This window comes from Azospirillum canadense, from assembly GCF_025961225.1.
Lineage (GTDB): Bacteria > Pseudomonadota > Alphaproteobacteria > Azospirillales > Azospirillaceae > Azospirillum > Azospirillum canadense.
Genome location: NZ_JAOQNG010000007.1, coordinates 1,128,332 through 1,151,151, shown reverse-complemented (window position 1 = coordinate 1,151,151; position 22,820 = coordinate 1,128,332). Strand labels below are relative to the sequence as shown.

General features: G+C 66.8%; 19 protein-coding genes. 2 read left to right on the top strand and 17 right to left on the bottom strand.

Features of this window, described 5'->3' with window-relative positions; genetic code table 11:
* Positions 1-16: 16 nt before the first annotated feature.
* Entirely contained in the window at positions 17-703 is a 687-nt protein-coding gene (locus M2351_RS32925; RefSeq protein WP_264660207.1) for a hypothetical protein, read from the top strand.
* A 158-nt stretch (positions 704-861) separates the two neighbouring features.
* Here M2351_RS32925 and M2351_RS32920 read toward each other — a convergent pair whose 3' ends face one another.
* Positions 862-2,574, bottom strand: coding sequence for a hydantoinase B/oxoprolinase family protein (locus M2351_RS32920; protein ID WP_264660206.1), 1,713 nt, complete (start codon positions 2,572-2,574; stop codon positions 862-864).
* A 3-nt stretch (positions 2,575-2,577) separates the two neighbouring features.
* A complete protein-coding gene (locus M2351_RS32915) occupies positions 2,578-4,641 on the bottom strand; it encodes a hydantoinase/oxoprolinase family protein (RefSeq protein ID WP_264660205.1) in 2,064 nt (687 codons plus the stop codon).
* 137 nt (positions 4,642-4,778) lie between these two features.
* Here M2351_RS32915 and M2351_RS32910 point away from each other — a divergent pair, with 137 nt between their 5' ends.
* A complete protein-coding gene (locus tag M2351_RS32910; RefSeq protein ID WP_264660204.1) occupies positions 4,779-5,687 on the top strand; it encodes a LysR family transcriptional regulator in 909 nt (302 codons plus the stop codon).
* Positions 5,688-5,731: 44 nt separating this feature from the next.
* Here the strand turns inward: M2351_RS32910 and M2351_RS32905 are convergent, their stop codons facing one another.
* The 15 genes from M2351_RS32905 to M2351_RS32835 form a co-directional block, all read right to left on the bottom strand.
* Complete coding sequence (locus tag M2351_RS32905; RefSeq protein WP_264660203.1) at positions 5,732-6,730, bottom strand: 4-hydroxyproline epimerase; 999 nt, start codon at positions 6,728-6,730, stop codon at positions 5,732-5,734.
* Positions 6,731-6,819: 89 nt separating this feature from the next.
* Complete coding sequence (locus M2351_RS32900; protein ID WP_264660202.1) at positions 6,820-7,584, bottom strand: hypothetical protein; 765 nt, start codon at positions 7,582-7,584, stop codon at positions 6,820-6,822.
* Between the two features lie 11 nt (positions 7,585-7,595).
* Positions 7,596-8,444, bottom strand: a complete 849-nt coding sequence (locus M2351_RS32895; protein WP_264660201.1) for an ABC transporter permease — start codon at positions 8,442-8,444, stop codon at positions 7,596-7,598.
* A complete protein-coding gene (locus tag M2351_RS32890) occupies positions 8,441-9,289 on the bottom strand; it encodes an ABC transporter permease (protein ID WP_264660200.1) in 849 nt (282 codons plus the stop codon). The genes M2351_RS32895 and M2351_RS32890 overlap by 4 nt, the downstream gene beginning before the upstream one ends.
* Positions 9,290-9,329: 40 nt before the next feature.
* Positions 9,330-10,415, bottom strand: a complete 1,086-nt coding sequence (locus tag M2351_RS32885; protein WP_264660199.1) for a quaternary amine ABC transporter ATP-binding protein — start codon at positions 10,413-10,415, stop codon at positions 9,330-9,332.
* Between the two features lie 106 nt (positions 10,416-10,521).
* Positions 10,522-11,373 (bottom strand): glycine betaine ABC transporter substrate-binding protein, encoded by an 852-nt coding sequence (locus M2351_RS32880; protein WP_264660198.1) that lies wholly within the window; start codon positions 11,371-11,373, stop codon positions 10,522-10,524.
* 75 nt (positions 11,374-11,448) lie between these two features.
* A complete protein-coding gene (locus tag M2351_RS32875) occupies positions 11,449-12,795 on the bottom strand; it encodes an NAD(P)/FAD-dependent oxidoreductase (protein ID WP_264660197.1) in 1,347 nt (448 codons plus the stop codon).
* Positions 12,792-14,309: an aldehyde dehydrogenase gene (locus M2351_RS32870; RefSeq protein ID WP_264660196.1), complete on the bottom strand. Its 1,518-nt coding sequence runs from the start codon at positions 14,307-14,309 to the stop codon at positions 12,792-12,794. The genes M2351_RS32875 and M2351_RS32870 overlap by 4 nt, the downstream gene beginning before the upstream one ends.
* Positions 14,302-15,213, bottom strand: a complete 912-nt coding sequence (locus M2351_RS32865) for a dihydrodipicolinate synthase family protein (RefSeq protein WP_264660195.1) — start codon at positions 15,211-15,213, stop codon at positions 14,302-14,304. The genes M2351_RS32870 and M2351_RS32865 overlap by 8 nt, the downstream gene beginning before the upstream one ends.
* Positions 15,210-15,923: a GntR family transcriptional regulator gene (locus M2351_RS32860; RefSeq protein WP_264660194.1), complete on the bottom strand. Its 714-nt coding sequence runs from the start codon at positions 15,921-15,923 to the stop codon at positions 15,210-15,212. Before M2351_RS32860 ends, M2351_RS32865 begins: the two co-directional genes overlap by 4 nt.
* Before the next feature lie 262 nt (positions 15,924-16,185).
* Entirely contained in the window at positions 16,186-17,568 is a 1,383-nt protein-coding gene (locus tag M2351_RS32855; RefSeq protein ID WP_264660193.1) for an L-serine ammonia-lyase, read from the bottom strand.
* Positions 17,569-17,627: 59 nt separating this feature from the next.
* Complete coding sequence (glyA, locus tag M2351_RS32850) at positions 17,628-18,902, bottom strand: serine hydroxymethyltransferase (RefSeq protein WP_264660192.1); 1,275 nt, start codon at positions 18,900-18,902, stop codon at positions 17,628-17,630.
* Between the two features lie 15 nt (positions 18,903-18,917).
* A complete protein-coding gene (locus M2351_RS32845; RefSeq protein WP_264660191.1) occupies positions 18,918-19,472 on the bottom strand; it encodes a sarcosine oxidase subunit gamma in 555 nt (184 codons plus the stop codon).
* A gap of 10 nt (positions 19,473-19,482) precedes the next feature.
* On the bottom strand, positions 19,483-22,479 hold the full coding sequence (locus M2351_RS32840) for a sarcosine oxidase subunit alpha (protein ID WP_264660190.1): 2,997 nt from the start codon (positions 22,477-22,479) through the stop codon (positions 19,483-19,485).
* Entirely contained in the window at positions 22,476-22,811 is a 336-nt protein-coding gene (locus M2351_RS32835; RefSeq protein ID WP_264660189.1) for a sarcosine oxidase subunit delta, read from the bottom strand. Before M2351_RS32835 ends, M2351_RS32840 begins: the two co-directional genes overlap by 4 nt.
* Between the last annotated feature and the right edge of the window lie 9 nt (positions 22,812-22,820).

Genomic DNA, 22,820 nt, shown 5'->3' with positions numbered 1-22,820 from the left:
TGGTGCCGAGGAAAGATTGGCGCGCCGGGAAGCGGAACAGCGCGCACCCGACCCGCTTGACCCAACGTTGCAGGGAGTTGTGGTCCAACTGGGCGGCCGCATCCGCGACCTCTGGCAGGACCCTGAGGTCGGGCGCGAGCGGCGCAAGGCCCTGCTTCGGTGTCTGATCGACAAGGTTGTGGCGCGCCGGGCGGTGCGTGACACGGCCAGTGTCCGCATCGTCTGGCGTGGTGGTGAGACGACGGAGTTGGAGGTGCCCCTGCCGGTCGGAATGATCACCGCGCTGCCCGCTTATGGCGCCATGCTGGAGCGCTTGCGGACCCTGGTGAACGCCGGGCTTCCTGACCAGGAGATCGCCGCCACCCTAACCGCCGAGGGGTTCCGCTCACCGATGCGAGACCGTGGTGTGGTGTGTAGCACGGTGGCGACTCTCCGCCGCCGCCTTGGCCTTCCAGCGCCGCGACCGACGGCTCGCTGGCGGCTTGCGCCAGGAAGACTTTCGGTGAAGGCCGTGGCTGCCAAGCTTGGTGTGAAGCCGACGTGGATCTACAGCCGGTTACGGCACGGGTTGATCCAACTGCCGCGTGACCAAGCCACAGGGCGACACGCCTTCCCCGACACGGACCAAGTGATCGACGTCTTGCGCCAACTCGTCGCTGGAGAGATCAGGCACGTCGACCTCTCGCAACATGAACCTCACTGAGGGGGCATCATTATGGGTCACTTACAGTGATCCATGACTGTCCCCCTTGATGCTTGGGGCCGATCCGCTCGGACCCCGTGTCTCACACCATCACTGTGGGGACAGTCGCCCGGCCAAGCCAGCGCTTGGGGCAAGGCCCATTACGGCATCTAAGCCGCTCACGCGTCCGTCCCCAACCCGTAGACGTCGCGGGCGGCCTCGGCGCTGACGTAACCGTAGGCGACGTCCCGCTCCACCAGGGCTCGGGGCCGCCGGCGCGGGTCGCCGAAGCCTCCGCCCCCGGCCGACAGGCACAGGATACGCGCGCCGGGCTCGACCCGGACCCCGCTGTCGTGCACGGCGATCGGCCGCGCCGCGCCGTCGGGCGGCAGCAACGCGTAGCGGTGGCCGGGTCCGGCCTCGCCGCCCTGCGTCCCGGTGGGCGGCACGAGAACCCCCTCGCCCGACGCGTTGAGCACCGCCGGCTCCCGCCCGTCGTAGCGGAGCACCAGCCGGCCGCCGAGGCCGCCCCGCCGCTCCCCCGCCCCGCCGCTGTCGGGAAGCAGCGCGTACTCCTCGACGAACAGCGGGTGGCTGGCCTCCGTGCGCTCCACGCTGGGGGCGGCGGTGCCGCCGGGGTTGTGCAGGCCGCCGATGTTCGGCCAGCCGTCGTGGTCGCGGTTGCCGCCGGTGCCGCCCTTGTTGAGGAAATGATGCCAGATGAAGGGCGTGCCGTCGTCGGTGGCACCGGCCAGCGCGAAGCGGAAGCGCCGGGCGAAGCTGCCGATGGCGCGGTCCGGATCGGCGCCCTCCAGCGCGTTCAGCACGGCCTCGATCAGGGCGCAGGCGGTGGAGGAGGTGCAGGCGCCGACCGGCGCCGGCATCACTGGGTCGACGAGGCTTCCCGGCCGCGTGCGGATGTCGAGCGCCCGCGCACTGCCGCCGTTCAGCCCCTCCTCGTCGCCGCTGAAATAGAGGAAGGCGACCATCACCGCCGCGCAGCTGTTGGCGTAGGGGCTGTTGATGAAGGCCCGCACCTGGTCTGGGCAGCCGGTCAGGTCCACGACCGCCCGGCCGCCGTCGATGGTCAGGCTGACCGGAATGGGAAGCAGGCCCCCGGGCGCGTCGGCGAACTCCATATGGGACAGCCCGCGGTGCACGCCCGCGCGGCAGCCGGCCAGCAGGGTCCGCATCACCGCCTCCCCGCCGTCGAGGATGGCCTCCACCGCGCCCGCGATCTCCCCCCGTCCATAGCGCGCGAACAACTCCGCCAAGCGGGTGGCGCCGATGCGCACGGCGGAGAGCTGGGCAAGCAGATCGCCGCGCAGGTCGTCCGGCTTGCGCGAGTTCTCCGCCACCAGACGCAGCAGGTCGTCGCGCAACGTGCCGCCGGCCACGAGCTTCAGCGGCGGGATGCGCAGGCCCTCGTGCCAGATCTCGCGCGCCGCGGCGCTGTAGCCGCCCGCCGACAGGCCGCCGATGTCGCCCTGGTGGGCGCGCAGCGCGACCCACAGCCGGATTTCGCCATCGGTGAAAAAGGGCATGGCGAGCGTCACGTCGGGCAGGTGGCTGCCGCCCCAGTAAGGGTCGTTCGCCATCAGCACGTCGCCGTCGGCGAGGTCCCCGTCGAACGCCTTCGCCATCATCCGCACGGCCCGCGGCATGGCCCCCATGTGGATGGGCACGCGTTCGGCCTGCGACACCGTCTGGAAGGAGCTGTCGAGGATGACCGCGGAGAAATCCTGGCTCTGGTTCAGGATGGGCGAGAAGCAGGTGCGGGTCATCGTCTCGACCATCTCCTCCGTCACCGCCTTCATGCGGTGCCGGACGACGGCCAGAGTGAGGGGAGCGAGAGTGAGGGGGGCGACCGCAGGAGAATTGCTGAGGCTCATGACTCACCCGTTGTTGAGGAGGAGGTTGCCGATGCCGTCCACCGCGGCAACCCGGCCGGGGCCGACGAGGATGGTCGTGGAGGCAGATTCGACGATGGCCGGCCCGCTGATGCGCATGCCGTGGCGCAGGTCGTCGAACCAGTAGACGTCCAACTCGCGGAAGCCGCCGAGATAGGCGCTGCGCCGACCCCGCCAGGCCGGTGCGGGGTCGGAGGGGCCGGCCGGCTGCGTGGGCAGGTCGATCTTCGGCAGGGCTCCGTACACGGAAAGGCGGCAGACGTCGAGGATGCCCGCCTCGCCCTCGTGGGCGTGCTGGTAGAGGGCGCGGTAGGTCTCCGTGAAGGCGCGCTCCAGCGCCGCCGGGTCGAATTGGTCGTCCAGGCTGTCGCCGACGCGCACGGGAATGCCGTGCACCTGCCGCCCATAGCGGCATTCCAGGCTGCGCTCCACGCGGATGCCGTCGGTCGCCACGCCCGACGCCCGCAGGCGCGCCCGCCCTTCCTCCTCCAGCGCGTCGAAGAGGATTGCCAGTTCCGCCGCGGTCATCGACCGGATCGGGCGGCTGACGAAGCGTTGCAGGTCCTGCCGGATGTCGGCGGCGAGGAAGCCGAGGGCCGACAGCACCGACGCCATGCGCGGGACAACCACCGTCGGGATTTGCAGGTCCTGCGCCACCGCGTCGGCGTGCAGCCCGCCGGCCCCGCCGAAGGACATCAGCGCGAAGTCGCGCGGATCCAGCCCCTGGCGGATGGTCGCCAGCCGGATGCCCTCGGTGATGCCCGCGGTCGCCAGGATGTGGACCGCCCAAGCGGCCTCCTCCACGCTCACCCCCAGGGGGCCAGCGACATCGGCCTGGACCGCACTCCGCGCCGCCTCAACGGACAGGCTCATGCGCCCGCCCAGGAACGTTTCCGCGGAGATGAGGCCGAGCACCAAGTTGGCGTCGGTCAGGGTCGCGCGGGTGCCGCTCTTCCCGAAGCAGGCCGGTCCCGGAACCGCCCCGGCGCTCTGCGGGCCGACGGCCAGGATGCCGCTCGCGTCAATGCGCGCGACGCTGCCGCCGCCGATCCCGATGGGATTGATCTCAATCGCCGGCGCGGTGATGCGGAAGTCCGCGAGATCGGTGCGGTTGCGCTCAATTGGGACCCCGTCCTTGATGACGCAGACGTCGGTGCTGGTCCCGCCCGTGTCGTAGGTCACCAGATTAGGAAGGCCGAGCGTCCGCGCGAACAGCGCGCCGGCCATGGCGCCGCCCGCCGGGCCGCTGGTCACCGCCCCATAGGCGCGCCGCCCCGCCTCCTCGATCGGCAGCACGCCGCCGTTGGACTGCATGACGAAGAGGGGCACGCCGATCCCGGCGGCCTTCAATTGCCCGACGAGGCGCTTCAGATAGTCCTGCAAGGCCGGGCCGACATAGGCGTTCACCGCGGCGGTGGACAGCCGGTCGTATTCCCCTTCCCGTTCCAGCACCTCGTGGCCGAGGGAGACGAAGGGCCGCCAGCCCGTCCCCTCGATGGCGGCGCGCACGGCGGCCTCATGATCCGGGCGCTTGTGGGCGTGCAGGAAGCTGACGACCACGGCGTCGACCTCCGCGGCGCGCAGCGTGGCGATGGCCTCCCCCAGCTCCGCCTCGTCGAGCGGCGCCAACACCGTGCCGTCCGCCGCCACCCGCTCCGTCACCTCCAGGCGCAGCGGACGGGGGATGAGCGGGTCCGGCGCCGGGGCGCGGAGGTCATAGCGGTTCGACCGCGCCCCCTCCCGCAGTTCAAGGACATCGCGGAACCCGCGCGTTGTGATCAGGCCCAGCCGCGCGCCGTTGCGCTGGACGAGCACGTTGGTCGCAACGGTGGTGCCGTGGATGAAGACGCGGGTTTGCCCGAGCAGCCGTTCCAGGCTCTCGCCGCGCTCCGCCGCCATCTGCACCAGGGCGTTCACCACGCCGCGCGACGGGTCGTCCGGCGTCGAGGGCGATTTGACGAAGCTCACCCCGCCGCTGCCGTCCGCCAGCACAAGGTCGGTGAAGGTTCCACCGACGTCCACCCCGATCAACATGTCCCTGGCCAGCATCCACCGCCTCCGTCCTGGCGCGCCCGTTCGACCGGCGCGGCACCCGCATCAAAGCGTGGAAGGGAGCGATCCAGCAAGACAGGTCACGCATGATTTGCGATGCTGATTCGGCATCACTCAGGAAACCGGGAATCGGTATGAACGTCGACGCGCTGCGCCATTTCATCGCCATCGTGGAGGCGGGATCGATCCGCGACGCGGCCGACAACCTGCACATCGCGCAGTCCGCGCTCAGCCGGCAGGTCCAGCATCTGGAGCAGCTGTTTGGCGCGCGCCTGCTGTCGCGCCTGCCGCGGGGTGTCGAGCCGACCGAGGCCGGGCGCATCGTCTTGCGCCACGCCCGCGCGACGGTGGACCAGCTGCGCAACGCGCGGGACGAGATCGCGGCCATGGAGGGGCTGAAAACCGGGATCGTGCGCGTCGCCGTGATCGAGCCGATCGCCGACGGCTTCCTGCCGGACTGCATCGCGCGCTTCCACCACAGCCACCCCGGCGTGTCCTTCGACGTGCGGGTCGGCAGCACGCGCCAAGTGGTGGCCCTGGTCCGGGAGGGCATCGCGGAACTCGGCCTCGCCTACAACCCGCCGCGCGAGGACGGCATCGTCCAGCGCGCCTCGGCGCGCCAGCCGCTGGTCGCGCTGGTGAACCCGCGACACAGGCTGACGGCGTCGGATGCGGTGGCGCTCGCCGAGCTCACGGACTGGCCCGTGATCCTGCCGCCCGCCGGCTCCCCGACCCGCGTGCTGATCGAAGAGGCGGCGCGGCGGTCCGGCGTCGCGTTGCGACCGGCGCTGCTGGAAAGCGATTCCGTGGCGTTGCGGCTGGCACTCGCGCAACGGACGGATGCCGTCGCCATCCTGGCGCGGCTGTCCGCACCCAAGTCCAGCGCGTCGGGCGGCCTTCGCATGCTGCCCATGCGGGACGACCTGCTGACCAGCGGGCGCGTGGAAATGCTGGCCGCGGAGGGGCGGCACCTGTCCAACGCGACCCTGCGGTTCGAACGTCTGCTTCGGTCCAGCTTGAAGGCCGCCGAGGATCGCCCATAAATCGTATCTGGAGGCGTGCTGAAGGCAGTGTTACAGCCGCCGTTTCATCGTATCTGAAATCCGTGAGCCAGCGGATCCCGATCATCCACGAAAATCGTGTTGTGCCCCGTGATTCGCGCCCAGCCGCCGATGCTCGGCAGGATGCCGTCATAGTGACCGACCTTGCAGGCGGCTTCAATCCTGCCATCGAAGATCGTGCCGATCAGGCTTTCGTTGCGGAAACGATCCCCGACGTTCAGCCGTCCTTTCCCATAAAGCTGCGCCAGTCTGGCCGAGGTTCCCGTCCCGCCGGGCGACCGGTCAATCGCCTTATCGCCATAGAAGACGGCACCGCAGCCATCCGCACCATCGCTCTCGGACCTGTCGCACCAGATCACATGATGCACGCCCGAGATCGCCGGATCCTCCGGGTGGACCGGGTTGCTGACCGTCGAAAGCGCTGAGCGCAGGCGCTGGCTGAGGGCGACGATGTCCCCGGCGGGCATGCCATGCAATCCGGCCCAGTTTTCCTGAGGCTCGACAACCGCGTAGTAATTGCCGCCATAGGAAATATCGACGACCATCCGGCCGAGGCCGGGAACGTCGACCTCCACATCGGCGCTGTGCAGGTAGCTGGGAACATTGAACAGGCGGACGCTGTCGACGCAGCCATCCTTCATGTCATAGTCAACAACGACTTTCCCAGCGGGCGTCTCGATCGACAACTTGCCGGGAATGCGCGGCGTGACCAGCCCCTCTTCCAGCAGAACGGTGCACAGGCCGATCGTTCCAGCACCACACATCGGAAGACAACCGCTGACCTCGATGAAGAGGACCGCCATGTCGCAATCCTGCCGGTATGCAGGATAAATGATGGCGCCGGACATGATATCGTGCCCCCGCGGCTCGAACATCAGCGCTTTGCGAATCCAATCATGGTCGCGTAGGAAAATCTCCCGGCGCTCCGAAATCGGAAGATGCGGAAGAAGTGGCCCGCCGCCGGCAACAACACGAACGGGATTTCCACACGCGTGCGAGTCAATGCAAAAGAAACTATGCTTCATGCCTCTGCTCCAGGGAAGTGTTCGATCAACTGCGTTTCGGCATTTTCCATATTGAAGACGCTATTCCCGGACCGAACTCGGCGGTGCGGTCACGAGGCAAACAACACGGCCCCCGGCGTGCGATCGAGGAAACTCGACAATCGCCAGTCAAACGTCATCGCGTTCCAGAAGCGCACTGAACGTTCCATGATCAGAACGTCGCCTCCGGCCCGAAGGACGGCGCGCATTCGAGCATCGCTGGTCCGATGCACCGTCGAGACTTGAACGGGGCATTGGCACGCCAGCCGTTGCGGCCACTCCGCCCCCCGATCCGAGTCGGTGCGTTCGTCGAGGATCAGGTGAACCGACGCCATGTCCGGGAACAACCGCCGGGCAAAGCCGAACAAGGGCAGGTCTCGTGGCGGCCCGTCGGCCAAAACAGTGACACTCCGGCCAAGACAAGTCGGCAGCTCGCGCGGTGCCACGAGGACCGCTCTGAACTTTTTCGCATCCGCATTCCCATAGGCCGGATTGCCGGACAGCGATTGCCCCGGTGAAGGGCGGCTGACCAACAGCAGGTCGTGTTCTTCCACCGGCGGTTCATGGACCAGTTCGAGTGCGCCATCGCCCGGAAGTTGCGTCGCCAGCCGCCGCGCTTGCGTCGCGGCGGCACCCCACAGCGTCTCGTTTTCATGGCCCTGACGGAGAAAGTGGGCGTCCATGAAGCCGCGCGCCCACGGTCCAGCACCCGGACCGAGGTCCGACAGGCCCACCGTGACGGCCGTTCCCGGGACCATCGACAGCAGCCAGCCGCAGGCAAGCAACGGCTCCACGTCGCCGCTCAACGCGGCAAAGACTTTGACTCCGTCGCGCATGCGAGAGTCGCTCAGCCGGCTTTCGACGTGCGATGCCGCTGAATGGCGCCGCGCGACAGCCGGTCGAGCACGATGGCGACGGTCACGATGGCCAAGCCGGCCCGCAAACCAACCCCCATCTCCATCCGCGTCAGGCCCCTCGTGACCTCCGCGCCGAGACCGCCCGCCCCGACCAATCCGGCGAGCACCACCATCGCCAGCGACAGAAGGATGCATTGGTTGAGGCCGACCAGAAGCGTCGGCATGGCGGCCGGCAGTTCGATCTTGACCAGGATGGCCCGCCGCGTCGCGCCGATCGCCTGCCCAAGTTCAAGCAGATCCTTGGGCACCTGTTTGAAGGCCAAGGTCGTCAGCCGAAGCATCGGCGGAACCCCGTAGATGACGGTCGCGATGATGGCCGGCACGCTGCCGAGGCTGAAGATGATGACGGCGGGGATCAGGTAGACCCAGGGCGGGACGGTCTGCATGATGTCAAGGACCGGCCGTAGCGCGGATTCGACGAACCTCACCCGCGATGCGACGACGCCGAGGGGAAAGGCGATCGCCACCGAGACGACGACGGATATCGTAACGAGCGTGACGGTCTGGACGGTCGCTTCCCAAAGCCCGGCGACGTAGCAGAATCCCATCGCGAGGGCGACGAGGACCGCAATCCTGCGGTTGGCGAGCACGAGAGCGAAGACGACCGAGAGGGCCACCAGGGCGTAAGGCGGCATCGACAAGAGCACCGAATTGATGCCGCCCAACGTGGACTCGATGATGTAGCTGATGAAGGCGAAAAGCGGCCGGAAGTTCAGGTTGAGCCAGTCGACCGCCGGCGCAAGCCAAGCACCGGGCGAAATTACGATGTTCCCGTTCATTTTCCGCCTCCATACCCGATCCGGGCCGCCCCTTGGGTCAGACGGTCGAGGACGATGGTCAAGATGACGATGGCGATGGCCCCATCGATCGACTTTGCGATGTCGAGCGTGCGGACAGCCTTGTAGATGGTTTCGCCCAGTCCGCCCGAGCCCACGATCCCGGCGATCACCACCATGCCGAACGCCATCATCAGGCTCTGGTTGATGCCCGCCATGATGCTGGGCACCGCAAAGGGCAGGCGGATCTTGCTGAACATCTGCCAGTTCGTCATGCCGGTCGACTGACCGAGTTCGATGAACTCGTTCGGCGTCATGCGGATTCCCAGCGACGTCAGCCGGAAAGCCGGCGGAACCGCCACGACGAAGGTGGCTGCCAGCGCGGTGGCCGGGCCGTAACCGAGCAACGCGATCCCGGGCAGCAGATAGATGTAGGGCGGCAAGGTCTGCACGAGGTCGAGGACCGGTTCCAGCGAGCGGTCGACCTTCGGCGCGAACCCCGTCAGCACGCCAGCCGGGATCGCGAAAATCAGGGCCAGGATCGTCGCCGAAATGACGAGCGCCAGCGTGCTCATCGTCTCCGGCCACAGGCCCATCGCCGCGCAAACGACCAGCGCCACCCCCGCCAGCGCGCCGAAGCGCAGGCCGACGACCCGCCACCCGAGAAGCGCGAAGGCGATCGCGATCACGTAGAAGGGCGGCAGGCTCAGGGTCCAGAGCACGGCCCCGTAGAATCCTTCGAGCACCGTCCGCACAAGCTCGAACAACGCACCCGCATTGTCCCCGAGCCAGCCGAGACCGGAATCGACGATGTCGTCGAACGTTCCGGCGAAATCGAGGCCCTCCATTGCAGGAACTCCCCTACCCTGTGGTTGAGATCACGCTTTTCTAAGCGTGAGCCAGCTCGGCCGTGTGGCCATCCGACACGCTGCGCAGCAGGCCGCGCGGCGTCACGATGCCGACGATGGTGTCGTCGTCGACCACCGCCACGGCATCGCGGTCCGACATCATGGTTAGGGTGATGAGTTCGTCGATGTCCGCTTCGGGGTTGGTGCGCAGAAGCGCGCGGATGTCGACGCCCGGACAGGCTTGCTGGAATTCCGCGACCGACGTCATGACCGAGTGGGCCTTGACAAGATGGAGGCGGGAGATGCCGGCGACGAACTGCGCCACATAGGGATCGGCCGGCTTCAGGATGATTTCTTCCGCCGTGCCGACCTGGATGATCAGCCCGTCCTTCATAATGGCGATCCGGTCGCCGATGCGGATCGCTTCGTCGAGGTCGTGCGTGATGAACACCGCCGACTTTCCCAGATCCTTGGTCAGCTGACGGAATTCATCCTGCAACTGCCGGCGGATGAGCGGATCGAGCGCGCTGAACGGCTCGTCCATCAGGATGATCTCCGGATCGGAGGCGATGGCGCGGGCCAACCCCACGCGCTGCTGCATGCCGCCGGACAGTTCGCCGGGATAGCGCTTCAGCCAGTCCGACAGGCCGACCTTCGCCAGCGCCATTTCCGCCGTGCGGTTCCGCTCCGCCAACGGGATGCCCTGGACCTCCAGCCCGAACGCCGCGTTTTCCAGCACCGTGCGGTGCGGAAGCAGCGCCACGCTCTGGAACACCATGCCGATGTGGCGGGCGCGCATCTGGCGGAGGTCCGCCGCCTTCAGGGACCCGATGTCCCGGCCTTTGACGAGCACCTTGCCCAAGCTCGGCATGATCAACCGGTTGAGGAGGCGGATCAGGGTCGACTTGCCGCTTCCGGAAAGGCCCATGATGCAGAAGATTTCGCCGCGCCTGACCTGGAGGTTGGCGTCGGAAACGCCGACCACGCAATTATACTCCTGCAGGACCTCCTTCTTGGTCAGGCCGCGTTCGGAAATGGCCTTGATGGCGGCGGGAGCATTGTCGCCGAAAACCTTCCAGACAGACTGACAGTCGATCAGGACCTCGCTGCTGTTGACGGTCGTCATCTCGCCCTACCCTCCTCCACGGATGCCGCGCTGACGCTCGCATCCGGCATAACGTTCAGGCCCGCGCGCCGCGCCGACTGCGCGAGACGGCGCGCGGATATTGCGATCAGTACTTCTTGATGTTCTCCCAACGCTTGATCAGGTCGGCGTGGGCTTCGGTCCATTCCTTGATGGCCTGATCCATCGTCTTGCCGTCCTTCACCGCGCCATTGATCGCCGTGATGTCGGCGAGCGGGACATAGACGCTGGCCATGACTTCACGCGCCTGCGAGTTCTGTTCGGAGAAGCCCTTGCGGCCGATCCAGTAATAGCTCTGCGGCGGCGGGAACACGCCCTTCGGGTCGGCCAGATACTTCATGTCGAACTTCTGGGCCATCCAGGACGGCTCCCAGATCGTGACGGCGATCGGCTCCTTGCGGTCCACCGCCGACTTCAGGGCGGCCGTCATCGCCGAGGTGCTGCCCTCGACCAGCTGCAGCTTGAGGCCATAGGCCTTCACCGCGTTGGACGCGTCGCGCATCAGGCCCGAACCGGGCTCGATGCCGATGATCTTGTTGCCGAACTTGTCGGCGTTGGCGTTCAGCTGGTCCAGGGAGTCGACGCCGACATATTTGGGAACGGCGATGCCCTGGTAGAGGCCGTGCGAGACCGGGGAGATCTTTTCCAGCCGGTTCTTGTTCTTGTCCCAGTAATCCTGGGCGACGTAGTCCGTCTGCGACGCCAGGACCTCGATGTCGCCCTTGGTCAGGGCGGCGTAGGCGATGCCCCATTCCGAAAATTCGGTCACCCGCACGGTGTAGCCGGCGTCTTCAAGAACCTTCTTCGTGATGCCGGTGATCGGGGTCAGATCCTCCCAGGCGAGGGTCCCCATCTTGATGGCCTTGTCGGCCGCCTGGGCGGGCATGACCGACATGCCGACCATCGCCACCGCGCAGAGGGTTTTCCAGATTGCTTTCATGATGACCTCCTGTTCGAGTTTTGCTTTTGCTTCGCGGGCGGAGGGCGTCTTCCCATCGCCGATCCCTTGTTCTTCCTACCCTTCCCGTCCGGCGCGCATTTCCTGCCACCGGATGACGGAATTGATCCCGATCCACGAGAACGGCTCGGGCGGTATCAGGCTGGGTTTTGGATGATTCCCGTACTTGGCCAGGTGATCGCTGCGGGTGCCGGTCGCCAGCTCCGCAACCATCATGCCCGCCAGGGTGCTTTTGACCGTGCCGAGACCGTTTTCGCAGCAGGCGGAGTAAAGGCCGGGCTCAACCTCCCCGAAGGCCGGAGCGTGGTTTCGGCTGAGGCACAGCGCACCGGCCCAGCTGAACTCCATCGGCACGCCGGCCAGCTCGGGAAAGCGCGCGTCGAACGACCGCCTCTGCTGCCCCGCGATGCCGGCAACCCGCGCTTCGGAAACCTTAAGGCTCGGGTCGTAGGTGAAGCGGGTCCGGATGACGACGCGGGACAGGCCGTGGGCGCTGATCTTGCGCAGCGTCGCCCCCATCGGATCGGCCGGAAGCAGCGCCCAACGATCCGCCCCCGACATCTGGCGGCTGTATTCGTTCTGCGAGAACGCCGCCGTCATGGACGCGTAAGTGAAGATGTGCATGAGGCGGCCGCGGAAATGGCCGAAACTCTGGACATGGCCGTTGACCGCAAGGATCACACAGGGTGCGGTCACCGTCCCGCGGTTCGAGGTGGCCACCCAATCGCCGCCTTTCCGCGTCAGCTCGCGCACCGGCGAGTTCTCGTAAATCTCCGTGGTCGGCAGCAGCCCCTTCGCCAGGGCGCGGATGTATTCCGCCGGCTGGATCATCACCGCCCCGGGCGTGTAGACCCCGCCCAGATAGTAGCGGGAGCCGGTGATGTCCCGCATCTGCTCCGCGTCCAGCTCCTCGTAGCTTTCGCCGATCCGCTGGAGCGAGTCCCGGAAGTTGCGGTTGGCCTTCAGCCCTCGCTCGGTGGCCGCAGCGTTGATCTTTCCGCAGGGATCGAAGGTCGTCGGCGCCATGCCGTATTCGGCGGCGGCTTCCGCGGCGAAGCCGATGGCCAGCCGGTTTTGCGCGATCTCCAGGGTCGTGGAGGCCGCATCGCCCACCGAATACTCGCCGGAGGAGAGGTTGTGCGGCACGTCGATCATGAAGCCGGAATTGCGTCCGGCCGCGCCCTTGGCGACCTCCTGCGCATCCAAAACGACGACCCGCTCGCCGGGCCGCAGCTGGGCCAGCCGGCGCGCCGCGGACAGGCCGGCGAAGCCCGCGCCGATGATCAGCCAGTCGGCCAGGACCTCGCCATCAAGCTCCCGCACCGGGAATTCGCGGGCGCTGATCGCCTCCCACCCCGAAACGCCGGTGTCGGCAGGCAGGCGCCGGATGGTGTGCCCGGTCATTGGAGGATCGCGTCCGGGGACCGGTCGGTCAGATCGATCCAGATGGTCTTCAGCTCGGTGTACTGGTCGTGCGCCCACATGGACTTGTCGCGCCCGCCGAAGCCGGACTCCTTGTAGCCGCCAAACGGGGTGGAGGCGTCGCCTTCGCCGAAACAGTTCACCGTGACAACGCCCGCCCGGATCTCGCGTGCCAGCAGGAAGGCATGGCGGAGGTTGCTGGTGTAGACCGACGCCGCCAAGCCATAGGGGGTGTCGTTGGCGAGCGAAATTGCCTCGGACAGCGTGTTGAAGCTGGTCACCGACAGCACCGGCCCGAAGATTTCCTCCTGGAACAGGCGGCTGTCCGCAGCGACCTGATCGACCACGGTCGGCTCGACGAAGGCGCCGTCCTGCACCGTCCCACCGATCACGATGTCCTCGCGGCCGGAACCGGCCTGGTCGATGTAGGATTTGACCTTCTTGAAATGCTCCGGGCTGACCAGCGCGCCGACGCGGTTGGCCGGGTCGAGCGGGTCGCCCATCCGCCATTCGCGGATGCAGGACTTGATCCGCTTCAGCAGCTCGTCCTTGATCGACGCGTGGACGATCAGGCGCGAGGTCGCCGAACAGTTCTCGCCCATGTTCCAGAAGGCACCGTTGACGACCTGCTCGGCGACGGCGTCGAGGTTGTCGACGTCGCTCAGCACGACGGCCGGGTTCTTGCCGCCGCATTCGAGCACGATGCGCTTCAGGTTGGAATCGGCGGCGTAGCGCAGGAAGCGCCGGCCGGTCGCGGTCGAGCCGGTGAAGCTGACCATCGACACGTCCATGTGCATGCCGATCGGCTCGCCAACGTCCTTGCCGGTCCCGGTGACGACGTTGAAAACACCGGCCGGGATTCCCGCCTCATGCGCCAGCTCGGCCACCCGCAACGCCGTCAGCGAGGTTTGTTCGGCCGGCTTGACGACCAGGGAGCAGCCGGCGGCGAGTGCCGGCCCGATCTTCCACGCCAGCATCAGCAGCGGGAAGTTCCACGGCAGCACCAGACCGACGACGCCGATCGGTTCGCGGACCACCAGCGCCACGGTGTTCGACCCGACCGGCGCGGTGTTGTCGTAGATCTTGTCGATCAGCTCGGCGTGCCAGCGGATGGTGTGGATCGTGTCCGGGACGTCGACCGTGTGGCATTCGCTGACCGGCTTGCCGCTGTCGAGGCTTTCCATCACGGCCAGTTCGGCGCTGTTGCGTTCCAGCAGCTTGGCGAACTTGAGGAGGACGGACTTGCGCTCGCCGGGCGACAGCTGGCGCCAGCGGCCGTCATCGAAGGCCTCCTTGGCCTTGGCGACGGCATGGTCCACGTCCGCCGCATCGCAGGCGGCGACTTCGGCTAGCACCCTGCCGGTCGCGGGATTGACGGTTTTGAAGGTCTTTCCGGACGCCGCCGGACGGAATCGGCCGTCGACGAACGCGTTCTGCGGAAAGGACATGGTTTCGGCGATCGCCGCATAATCGGCCGCAGACAGGAGATCAGGCATATTCGACTCCCAGGGCAACGTGCGCGATGCTGCGCTTCAGGGTGTTGACGACCGTGCGAAGCCCGCGCTTTTCGTCGGAATTCAACGGACGCAGCGGGGACCTGACCGAGCCGACGTTGAACCCGTTGAGTTCGCAGCCGTATTTGATCGACTGGACGAATTTGCCCCCGTCGAGGAAGTTCATCAGCGGCATCATCGCCGACATGATCTTCCGGCCTTTGTCGAAGTCCTTCTCGACGACACACGCCTCATAGAGCGCCACATGTTCGCCCGGCAGGAAGTTGGAACCGGCGCACACCCAGCTCCGCGCACCCCACGCGAAGAATTCGAGCGCCTGGTCGTCCCAGCCGCAGGAGAGCTGGATCTGGGGAAAATGCCGCGCCAGCAGATGGACGCGCCCCATGTCGCCGGAGCTTTCCTTGATCGCCACGACGTTCTTCAGCCGCGACACGCGGGCGAGATAGTCTTCGCCCATCGAAACGCCCATCCGGCCGGGATAGTTGTAGAGCATGATCGGCAGCCCGGCGGCCCGGTCGATCGCGATGGCGTGCAGCGCGTTTTCCTGATCGGTCGGCAGCGCATAGGGCGGCGTCGTCACGAGAATGGCATCGGCCCCGATGGACTTCGCGGCCTTTGCGTATTCGATCGAATCTTCGGTCCGCGTCGCACCCGTGCCGACGATCAGCGGCAACCGCCCGCCGATCACATCCTTGGCATAAGCCGCCAGATCGAAGCGTTCCTGCGGCGTGTGCGCGTAATACTCGCCGGTCGATCCGCCGATAATGATTCCATGAACGCCGGATTCGATCAGGTATTCCAGGATGGCGGCGAACGCCGTCTTGTCAATCTGGCCGTCGGCGGCCAGAGGTGTCACAGCGGGTGTGTAGATGCCTTCGAATCTCACGGCGACTTCTCCATTGCGAGCGCAGACGTATTTTCAAAAGGCGTGTCCGCTTTCAGTCCTTCCGGCGCGATAAACATTTCCATGGTCTCGCGCGACAACTCCCAATGCTCAAAGACCAACTTCACGACACCAGCTTCATTGTGATCGGCGATCTCTTGGATGAATCGGTCGTGTTGATGCACCGCCAAGCCGATCTTGTTCTTCATATCGTCGTTTTTCGCATTGAAGAACGTTTGCCCGATACGAGCGTGATCGATCAAAAGTCGGTTCAGGCTGGGCTGCAGATAAACGTTCCCAGACATCTCACCCATGATTTCATGAAACCTGTTGTTCTCGATCACCATCGAGAGCGTGTCGCCGTCCTTGCTGGCGGTCCGGAAGCGCTCTTGCGTCGCTTCCAGTTCCGAAAGCTGCTTTGGTTTGTAATTCTGCACGGCCAGCCGGCCGATCGCGGCATAGATCATCGGCGCGGCGAGAAAGAAATTGCGCAAGGTCGAATAATTCATCGGGGCGACCCGCGCCCCTCTGTTCTCCCGAATATCGATGTAGCCCTCACCGGCCAGCCGACGGAATATTTCCCGGATCGGCGTGCGTGAAAGCCCATAGCTTTCACTCAGAACCACCTCGTCCAAATCCTCGTCCGGCTCCAACTCCATCGTAAGGATTTGGCGCTTCAGATCGTCATAAAGGCTGCTTTTTGCGTTCTTCACCTGCCACCCCTGGTTTGCTTGGTGTGCCGGAGCCGGTCTTTTAAAAATTTGATGAACGGAATGTTAGTCCCTTCATCGATCCACAGCAACAGCTTTTGTATTTTTTCCGTACACAATTTGGATTCAGTCAGGATACATATGCCGTTCGAACAGCCCCAGCATGCCCCGCCTTCAGGAAGCCGAGACGAATTTTCCTTTTAGAACAAATTCTTACTTTTTCCGGTTTGTGGCTGCACCCCGGACTTCCGGCCCACTGCGGCCGTCAGCATTCCGGCAAATTGACCGCAAGTCCGCCCAGGCTGGTTTCTTTAAATTTTGCGCTCATTTCTTCGCCGGTCTGCCGCATCGCCTGGATGCAATTGTCCAGCGGCATGAAATGCTGGCCGTCGCCGCGAAGCGCCAGGGAGGCCGCGGCCACCGCCTTGGTCGCACCGATGGCGTTGCGTTCGATGCACGGCACCTGCACCAGGCCGGCGACCGGGTCGCAGGTCATGCCGAGATGATGCTCAAGCGCGATTTCCGCCGCATTCTCAACCTGGTCCGGCGTTCCGCCCAGCACGGCGCACAGTCCGGCCGCGGCCATGGCGGCGGCGGATCCGACTTCGCCCTGGCAACCGGCCTCCGCCCCGGAAATCGACGCGTTGTGCTTGATGAGTCCGCCGATCGCCGCGGCGGTCAGCAGGAAGTCGGCGACCTTCGCGGGCTCGGCGCCGGCGCAGTGGTCGAGGTAATAGCGAAGCACCGCCGGCACGACGCCGGCCGCTCCGTTGGTCGGCGCGGTCACCACCTTGCCGCCGGCCGCATTCTCCTCGTTGACGGCCATGGCATAGACGCTCAGCCAGTCCGACGCCACATGCGGCTGGCTGGAATTCGCCCCGCGTTCGCGCAGCAGCTGCTGGTGGATCGCCTTCGCCCGCCGCTTCACCTTCAGACTGCCCGGCAGCTGGCCGTCCAGGCTCAATCCACGCTCGATGCAGCCGTTCATCACCGCCCAGATGTGCCCGAGCTTGTCCTCCACCTCGGCGGCGGAGCGGACCACGACCTCGTTGGCGCGCTTCATGGCGGCGATGGACGCGCCGCTTTCCCGTGCCATCCGCAGCATCGCCGCCGCGTTGTGAAACGGATAGGGCCAGCTGGCGGACTCGCTCGCGAATTCCGCGGGCGGGCATTCCCGTTCCGCGGCCGTGACGACGAAGCCGCCGCCGATCGAATAGAAGATTTCCGACAGGACCACCCGGCCCGCTTGGTCCAGCGCCTGGAAAACCAGGCCGTTGGCGTGGCCCGGCAGCGGCGGTCCGAAGTCGAAGACCAGGTCGGCGTCCGGATCGAAGGACAGCGCCGGCAAGCCGGCGGGGTGCAGCGTCTTCGTCACCTGAAGCTCGGCGATGCGTCCTTCGGCCTCGTCAACGTCGAGGTTGTCGGGCCGGTAATCGAGAAGCCCGAGCACCACCGCCCGGTCCGTCGCGTGCCCCTTGCCGGTGAAGGCCAGCGACCCGTGCAGCCGGACCTTGACGGCGGCGGGCGCCGTTTCGCTGTGCGTCCGCAGCATGTCGAGGAACTGCACCGCCGCGGTCATCGGACCCATCGTGTGCGACGACGACGGGCCGATGCCGATCTTGAACACATCGAAAACGCTGAGAAACATCGAGCGCCTCGTCAGGTCAAATCTGTTGGCCTAATCAGGATTTCCCAGCAGCATTCAGGTCAGCCGTAGATCGGGAAGCGCTCGCACAATTCCCGAACCTCGCCGTGCACGCGCTGTTCGACCTCGGCGTTGCCGTCCGGTCCGGCGGTGGCCAGCGCGTCGACGACGGTCAGGATCAGCTCGCCGATGCGCGTGAACTCCGCCTCGCCGAAGCCGCGAGTCGTGCCCGCCGCGGTGCCGAGCCGCACGCCGGAGGTCACCGCCGGCTTCTCCGGGTCGAAGGGGATCGCGTTCTTGTTGCAGGTCAGGCCGGCCCGCTCCAGCGCGCGCTCCGCATCGCGGCCCTTCACGCCCTTCGGCCGCAGGTCGACCAGCACCATGTGGCAGTCGGTGCCGCCGGAGACGATGTCCAGCCCACCCTTCACCAGTGTGTCGGACAGCACCCTGGCGTTGGCGACCACTTGGCCCGCATAGGCCTTGAACTCCGGGGTCAGCGCCTCGCCGAAGGCGACCGCCTTGGCGGCGATGACATGCATCAGCGGGCCACCCTGGTTGCCCGGGAACACCGCGGAATTGAACTTCTTGGCCAGCGCCTCGTCGTTCGTCAGGATCATGCCGCCGCGCGGCCCGCGCAGCGTCTTGTGCGTGGTGGTGGTCACCACATGGGCGTGCGGCAGCGGGTCCGGATAATGGCCGGTGGCGACCAGCCCGGCGTAATGGGCCATGTCCACCATCAGATAGGCGCCGATCTCGTCGGCGATGCGGCGGAACGCGGCGAAATCGATGACGCGCGGGTAGGCCGACGCGCCGGCGACGATCAGCTTCGGCTTGGTTTCCAGCGCCTTGGCGCGCAGCGCCTCGTAATCGATCCGCTGGTCGCTCTCGCGCACCTCGTAGCTGACGACGTCGAACCACTTGCCCGACATGGTCACCGGCGAGCCGTGGGTGAGATGGCCGCCATGGGCCAGCGACATGCCCATCACCCGGTCGCCCGGCTGGAGCAGGGCCAGGAAGACGGCCTGGTTCGCCTGGGCGCCCGAGTGCGGCTGGACGTTGACGAACCCGGCGCCGAACAGCTTTTTGGCGCGGTCGATGGCGATGGTCTCGACCTCGTCCACGAACGCGCAGCCGCCGTAATAACGGCGTCCCGGATAGCCCTCCGCGTATTTGTTCGTCAGGACGGAGCCCTGCGCGGCCAGCACGTCGGCCGAAACGATGTTTTCCGAGGCGATCAGCTCGATCTCGTACTTCTGGCGGTTCAGCTCGCGCTCGATGGCCGCGGCAATCGCGACATCGCTGAGATCGGGCTTCGGCAGAGACTGGTGACGGTTCATGTGCAGTCCTCTCACTCAGATGCCGAGCGCGATTTCGCGGCTTACGGCTTGCAGGAGTCCCCAGACATGGTCGGCGAAGGAGCGCCAGACCTCGATCCGGAAGCGGGTCTTGTCCTCGCGGATCAGGACGATCTGCGCCTTGTCGAAGATCGTGCGGCAACCGGTGCCGACCGGCATCGCGTCGATGTCGAAGGCGATGGCGGAGCGCAGGGCGAGCGACGCGGCCTCTCCCTCCACCAGGATGCCGACCTCGCGATGGCCGACGTCGACCAGGCTGTGCGTTTCCCCAAGCGCGGAGAAGGCATCGACGATGCCATCGCCCTCGGCGACCGGCGCCATCAGCATCCATTCGTCGGGGCCGAGCTGGAGCGCGGTGCGTCCGCCGGCCTCGACCATCCCACCGATGCGGGTGGGAAGCGGCGCGCCGAAAGCGGTCCCGGCGGATTGGACCGCGGCGGGATCGATCCGCAGGCTGAAGCGGGCGGTGTCATCGGCGGCGCGGATGTTCAGCCGGCTCGCGGTGTCGCCGGGGATCGTCTTGCCCAGCAACGGGTGATTGGCCAGAAGCACGTGGGGCCTCCTATGCGCTGAGACGCTTGTTCTCGGGGTCGACGAACACCATGCCGGTGATCGTCGCGGCATGGACCGTGTCCGGCATCGGCACATGCACGGTCTGGCCCTGCAAGGACCGGCCACCCCGGATCACCGCCAGGGCGATGGACCGCCCCAGCTCCGCGCTCCAGTAGGACGAGGTCACATGGCCGACCATCTCCATCGGGACCGGCTGCTTGGGATCCAGGACGATCTGCGCCCCTTCCTCCAGCACGGTCTTCGGATCGTCGGTCAGCAGGCCGACCAGTTGCTTGCGGTCCGCCGCCAGCATGTCCGGCCGGGCCAGGGAGCGCTTGCCGACGAAGTCAGGCTTGGTCTTGCCGATGGCCCAGGACAGGCCAGCGTCGTCCGGCGTCAGCGTTCCGTCCGTGTCCTGGCCGACGATGATGTAGCCCTTCTCGGCGCGCAGGACGTGCATCGTCTCGGTGCCGTAGGGGGTGATGCCATACAGCTGCCCTGCCTCGAACAGCGTTTCCCACACCGCGCGCCCATAGCGGGCCGGCACGTTGATCTCGAAACCCAGCTCGCCGGTGAAGGAGACGCGGAACAGACGGGTCGGCACGCCGCAGATCGTGCCGGTCGCCACCGCCATGTGGGGGAACGCGCCCTCCGACAGGTCGATGCCCTCGACGAACGGCTCGATCAGCTTGCGGGCGTTCGGGCCGTTCAGCGCGATCACCGCCCACTGTTCGGTGGTGGAGGTCAGCCAGACCTTCAGGTCCGGCCACTCGGTCTGCAGGTAGTCCTCCATCATGCTCAGCACGCGCGCCGCACCGCCGGTGGTGGTCGTGACGTGGAAGCGGTCCTGGGCCAGCCGCCCGATCACGCCGTCGTCGCGGATGAAGCCGTCCTCGCCCAGCAGCAGGCCGTAGCGGCAGCGGCCGGGCGCCAGCTTCGTCCAGGCGTTGGTGTACATGCGGTTCATGAACTCGGCGGCGTCGGGACCGACGATCTCGATTTTGCCGAGCGTGGAGGCGTCGAACATGCCCAGCGAGGAGCGCACCGCCTTGCATTCGCGCGCCACCGCCTGGTGCATGTCCTCGCCGACCTGCGGGAAGTACCAGGCGCGCCGCCACAGCGAGACCGGTTCGAACACCGCGCCGTTTTCCTCGGCCCAGCCGTCGATCGGCGTCTTGCGCGTCACCTCGAACAGTTCGCCCTTGTTGTAGCCGGCGAAGGCCCCGAAGGTGGTCGGCGTGTAGGGCGGGCGGAAGGTGGTCAGGCCCACGGCGGGGATCGGACGCTTCAGCGCGTCGGACGCGACGGCCAACCCGTTGATGTTGGACGTCTTGCCCTGGTCCGTCGCCATGCCGTTGGTGGTGTAGCGTTTGATGTGCTCGATCGACTTGAAGCCTTCGCGCACGGCCAGCCGGATGTCCTTGGCCATCACGTCGTTCTGGAAATCGACGAACGCCTTGGCGTGGCCCGGATCGCGGTCGGTCGGCAGATCCCGGCTGCTCACCCCGGTGAAGGGAAGCTCGCCCTCCACATGGTAGGCCGCCGGTTCGGCGGTGAAACCGGCGTCTGCCGCCGCGGCGCTGCCCGCCGCCGCGCCATCCTCGAACGCGGCCTTCAGCCCGAAGCGGCCCTTGCCGGCGCCGGCCAGACGGCACTCCTCCATGCCGCGGCCGGGCAGGAACATCTGGCCATCCTCGTTCCAGGTCAGCGCGCCCTTGGTGTGCGAGAACAGATGGACGCTGGGTGTCCAGCCACCGGACATCAGCAGCGCGTCGCAGGCGATGGTCTGCGCCCGGCCGACCGTGCCGCCGGTCACTGGATTGACCCGCACCGACGAGACGCGCAGGCGGCCGCGGGTTCCGGTGACGGTCCAGCCGATCAGCGTCCGGATGCGCAGCGCGTCAGCGGTCGCCGCCAGCTGGGTGGACACGGTCCCGCGGATATCGACAATGGCCGCGACCTCCACCCCCGCCTTGGCCAGATCGAAGGCGGCGTGCCAGGCGCTGTCGTGCGCGGTGACGACGACGACCCGGTTGCCGACCTTGACGCCATAGCGGTTCAGGTAGGTGCGCGCCGCCCCGGCCAGCATCACGCCCGGGCGGTCGTTCCCGGCGAACACCAGCGGCTTTTCGATGGCGCCCTGGGCCAGCACCACCTGCTTCGCCCGCACCTTCCACAGCCGCTCGCGCGGCGCGCCCTCCGGCACCACGCTCAGGTGGTCGGTCAGCCGCTGGCACAGGCCGACGAAGTTCTGGTGGTAGTAGCCGATGGCCGTGGTGCGCGGCAGCAGGGTGACGTTCGGCAGCGCCGCCAGCGCGGCGGTGGCGTCCTCCAGCCAGTCCCAAGCCAGTTGCCCGTTGATTTCCGCACCGGGTTCGGACAGCAGCGAGCCGCCAAGCTCCGTCTGCTCGTCGCACAGGATGACCGACGCGCCGCTGCGGCCGGCTTCCAGAGCCGCGGCAAGACCGGCCGCACCGCCACCGACGACCAACACGTCGCAATGGGTGAAGCGGCTGGCGTAGGTGTCGGGATCGGGCGCCGACGGCGCCTTGCCGAGGCCGGCGGCGCTGCGGATGAAGGGCTCGTAGACCTTGTCCCAGAAGCTCTTCGGCCACATGAAGGTCTTGTAGTAGAAGCCGGCCGAGAACAGCATGTACAGGGCGTCGTTCACGGCGCCGATGTCGCGCGTCAGCGACGGCCAGCGGTTCTGGCTTTCGGCCTTCAGCCCGTCGTAGACCTCCAGCACGGTCGCCCGCGTGTTCGGCTCGAACCGCCCGTTGCCGCGGTCGGTCCCGACCAGCGCGTTCGGCTCCTCCGACCCGGCGGTCAGGATGCCGCGCGGCCGGTGGTACTTGAAGGAACGCCCGACGAGATGGACGCCGTTCGCCAGGAGGGCGGACGCCAGGGTATCGCCCTCGCAACCGGCGTACTGCGCGCCGTCGAACGCGAAGTGGACCGAGCGGCTGTGATCGACCCTGCCCTTGCCGGCAATGCGGAACGTGGTCATGGGCGTGCATCCTTGGCGCGGGTGGCGGCACTGGTGGCGGCAAGCGCGATCTCCTCGTCGCTCGGACGCGGAGCCCCGGCCCTGTAGGTCATGGCGAATTTGTCGGTCACCGTGTCGCGCACCGCGTTGAAGAAGCGACCGCAGCCGTGCATGTGGCGCCAGCGTTCGAAATGCCGGCCGCGCGGGTTGGAGCGGATGAACAGGAAGTCGCGCCATTCGTCGTCGGACAAGACGGACGGGTTCGTCGGTCGCGCGATGTGCGCCTCGCCGGCGTAGGTGAATTCCACCTCCGGACGCTCGGCTTCGCAGTAGGGGCAGCGGATGAGCAGCATGATCGTCTC

Excerpts from the sequence above, each read along its gene's own strand:
- M2351_RS32920 (WP_264660206.1), bottom strand. The coding sequence starts at position 2,574 with ATGAGCCTCAGCAATTCTCCTGCGGTCGCCCCCCTCACTCTCGCTCCC.
- M2351_RS32915 (WP_264660205.1), bottom strand. The coding sequence starts at position 4,641 with ATGCTGGCCAGGGACATGTTGATCGGGGTGGACGTCGGTGGAACCTTC.
- M2351_RS32910 (WP_264660204.1), top strand. The coding sequence starts at position 4,779 with ATGAACGTCGACGCGCTGCGCCATTTCATCGCCATCGTGGAGGCGGGA.
- M2351_RS32905 (WP_264660203.1), bottom strand. The coding sequence starts at position 6,730 with ATGAAGCATAGTTTCTTTTGCATTGACTCGCACGCGTGTGGAAATCCC.
- M2351_RS32900 (WP_264660202.1), bottom strand. The coding sequence starts at position 7,584 with ATGCGCGACGGAGTCAAAGTCTTTGCCGCGTTGAGCGGCGACGTGGAG.
- M2351_RS32895 (WP_264660201.1), bottom strand. The coding sequence starts at position 8,444 with ATGAACGGGAACATCGTAATTTCGCCCGGTGCTTGGCTTGCGCCGGCG.
- M2351_RS32890 (WP_264660200.1), bottom strand. The coding sequence starts at position 9,289 with ATGGAGGGCCTCGATTTCGCCGGAACGTTCGACGACATCGTCGATTCC.
- M2351_RS32885 (WP_264660199.1), bottom strand. The coding sequence starts at position 10,415 with ATGACGACCGTCAACAGCAGCGAGGTCCTGATCGACTGTCAGTCTGTC.
- M2351_RS32880 (WP_264660198.1), bottom strand. The coding sequence starts at position 11,373 with ATGAAAGCAATCTGGAAAACCCTCTGCGCGGTGGCGATGGTCGGCATG.
- M2351_RS32875 (WP_264660197.1), bottom strand. The coding sequence starts at position 12,795 with ATGACCGGGCACACCATCCGGCGCCTGCCTGCCGACACCGGCGTTTCG.
- M2351_RS32870 (WP_264660196.1), bottom strand. The coding sequence starts at position 14,309 with ATGCCTGATCTCCTGTCTGCGGCCGATTATGCGGCGATCGCCGAAACC.
- M2351_RS32855 (WP_264660193.1), bottom strand. The coding sequence starts at position 17,568 with ATGTTTCTCAGCGTTTTCGATGTGTTCAAGATCGGCATCGGCCCGTCG.
- glyA (WP_264660192.1), bottom strand. The coding sequence starts at position 18,902 with ATGAACCGTCACCAGTCTCTGCCGAAGCCCGATCTCAGCGATGTCGCG.
- M2351_RS32840 (WP_264660190.1), bottom strand. The coding sequence starts at position 22,479 with ATGACCACGTTCCGCATTGCCGGCAAGGGCAGGGTCGATCACAGCCGC.
- M2351_RS32835 (WP_264660189.1), bottom strand. The coding sequence starts at position 22,811 with ATGCTGCTCATCCGCTGCCCCTACTGCGAAGCCGAGCGTCCGGAGGTG.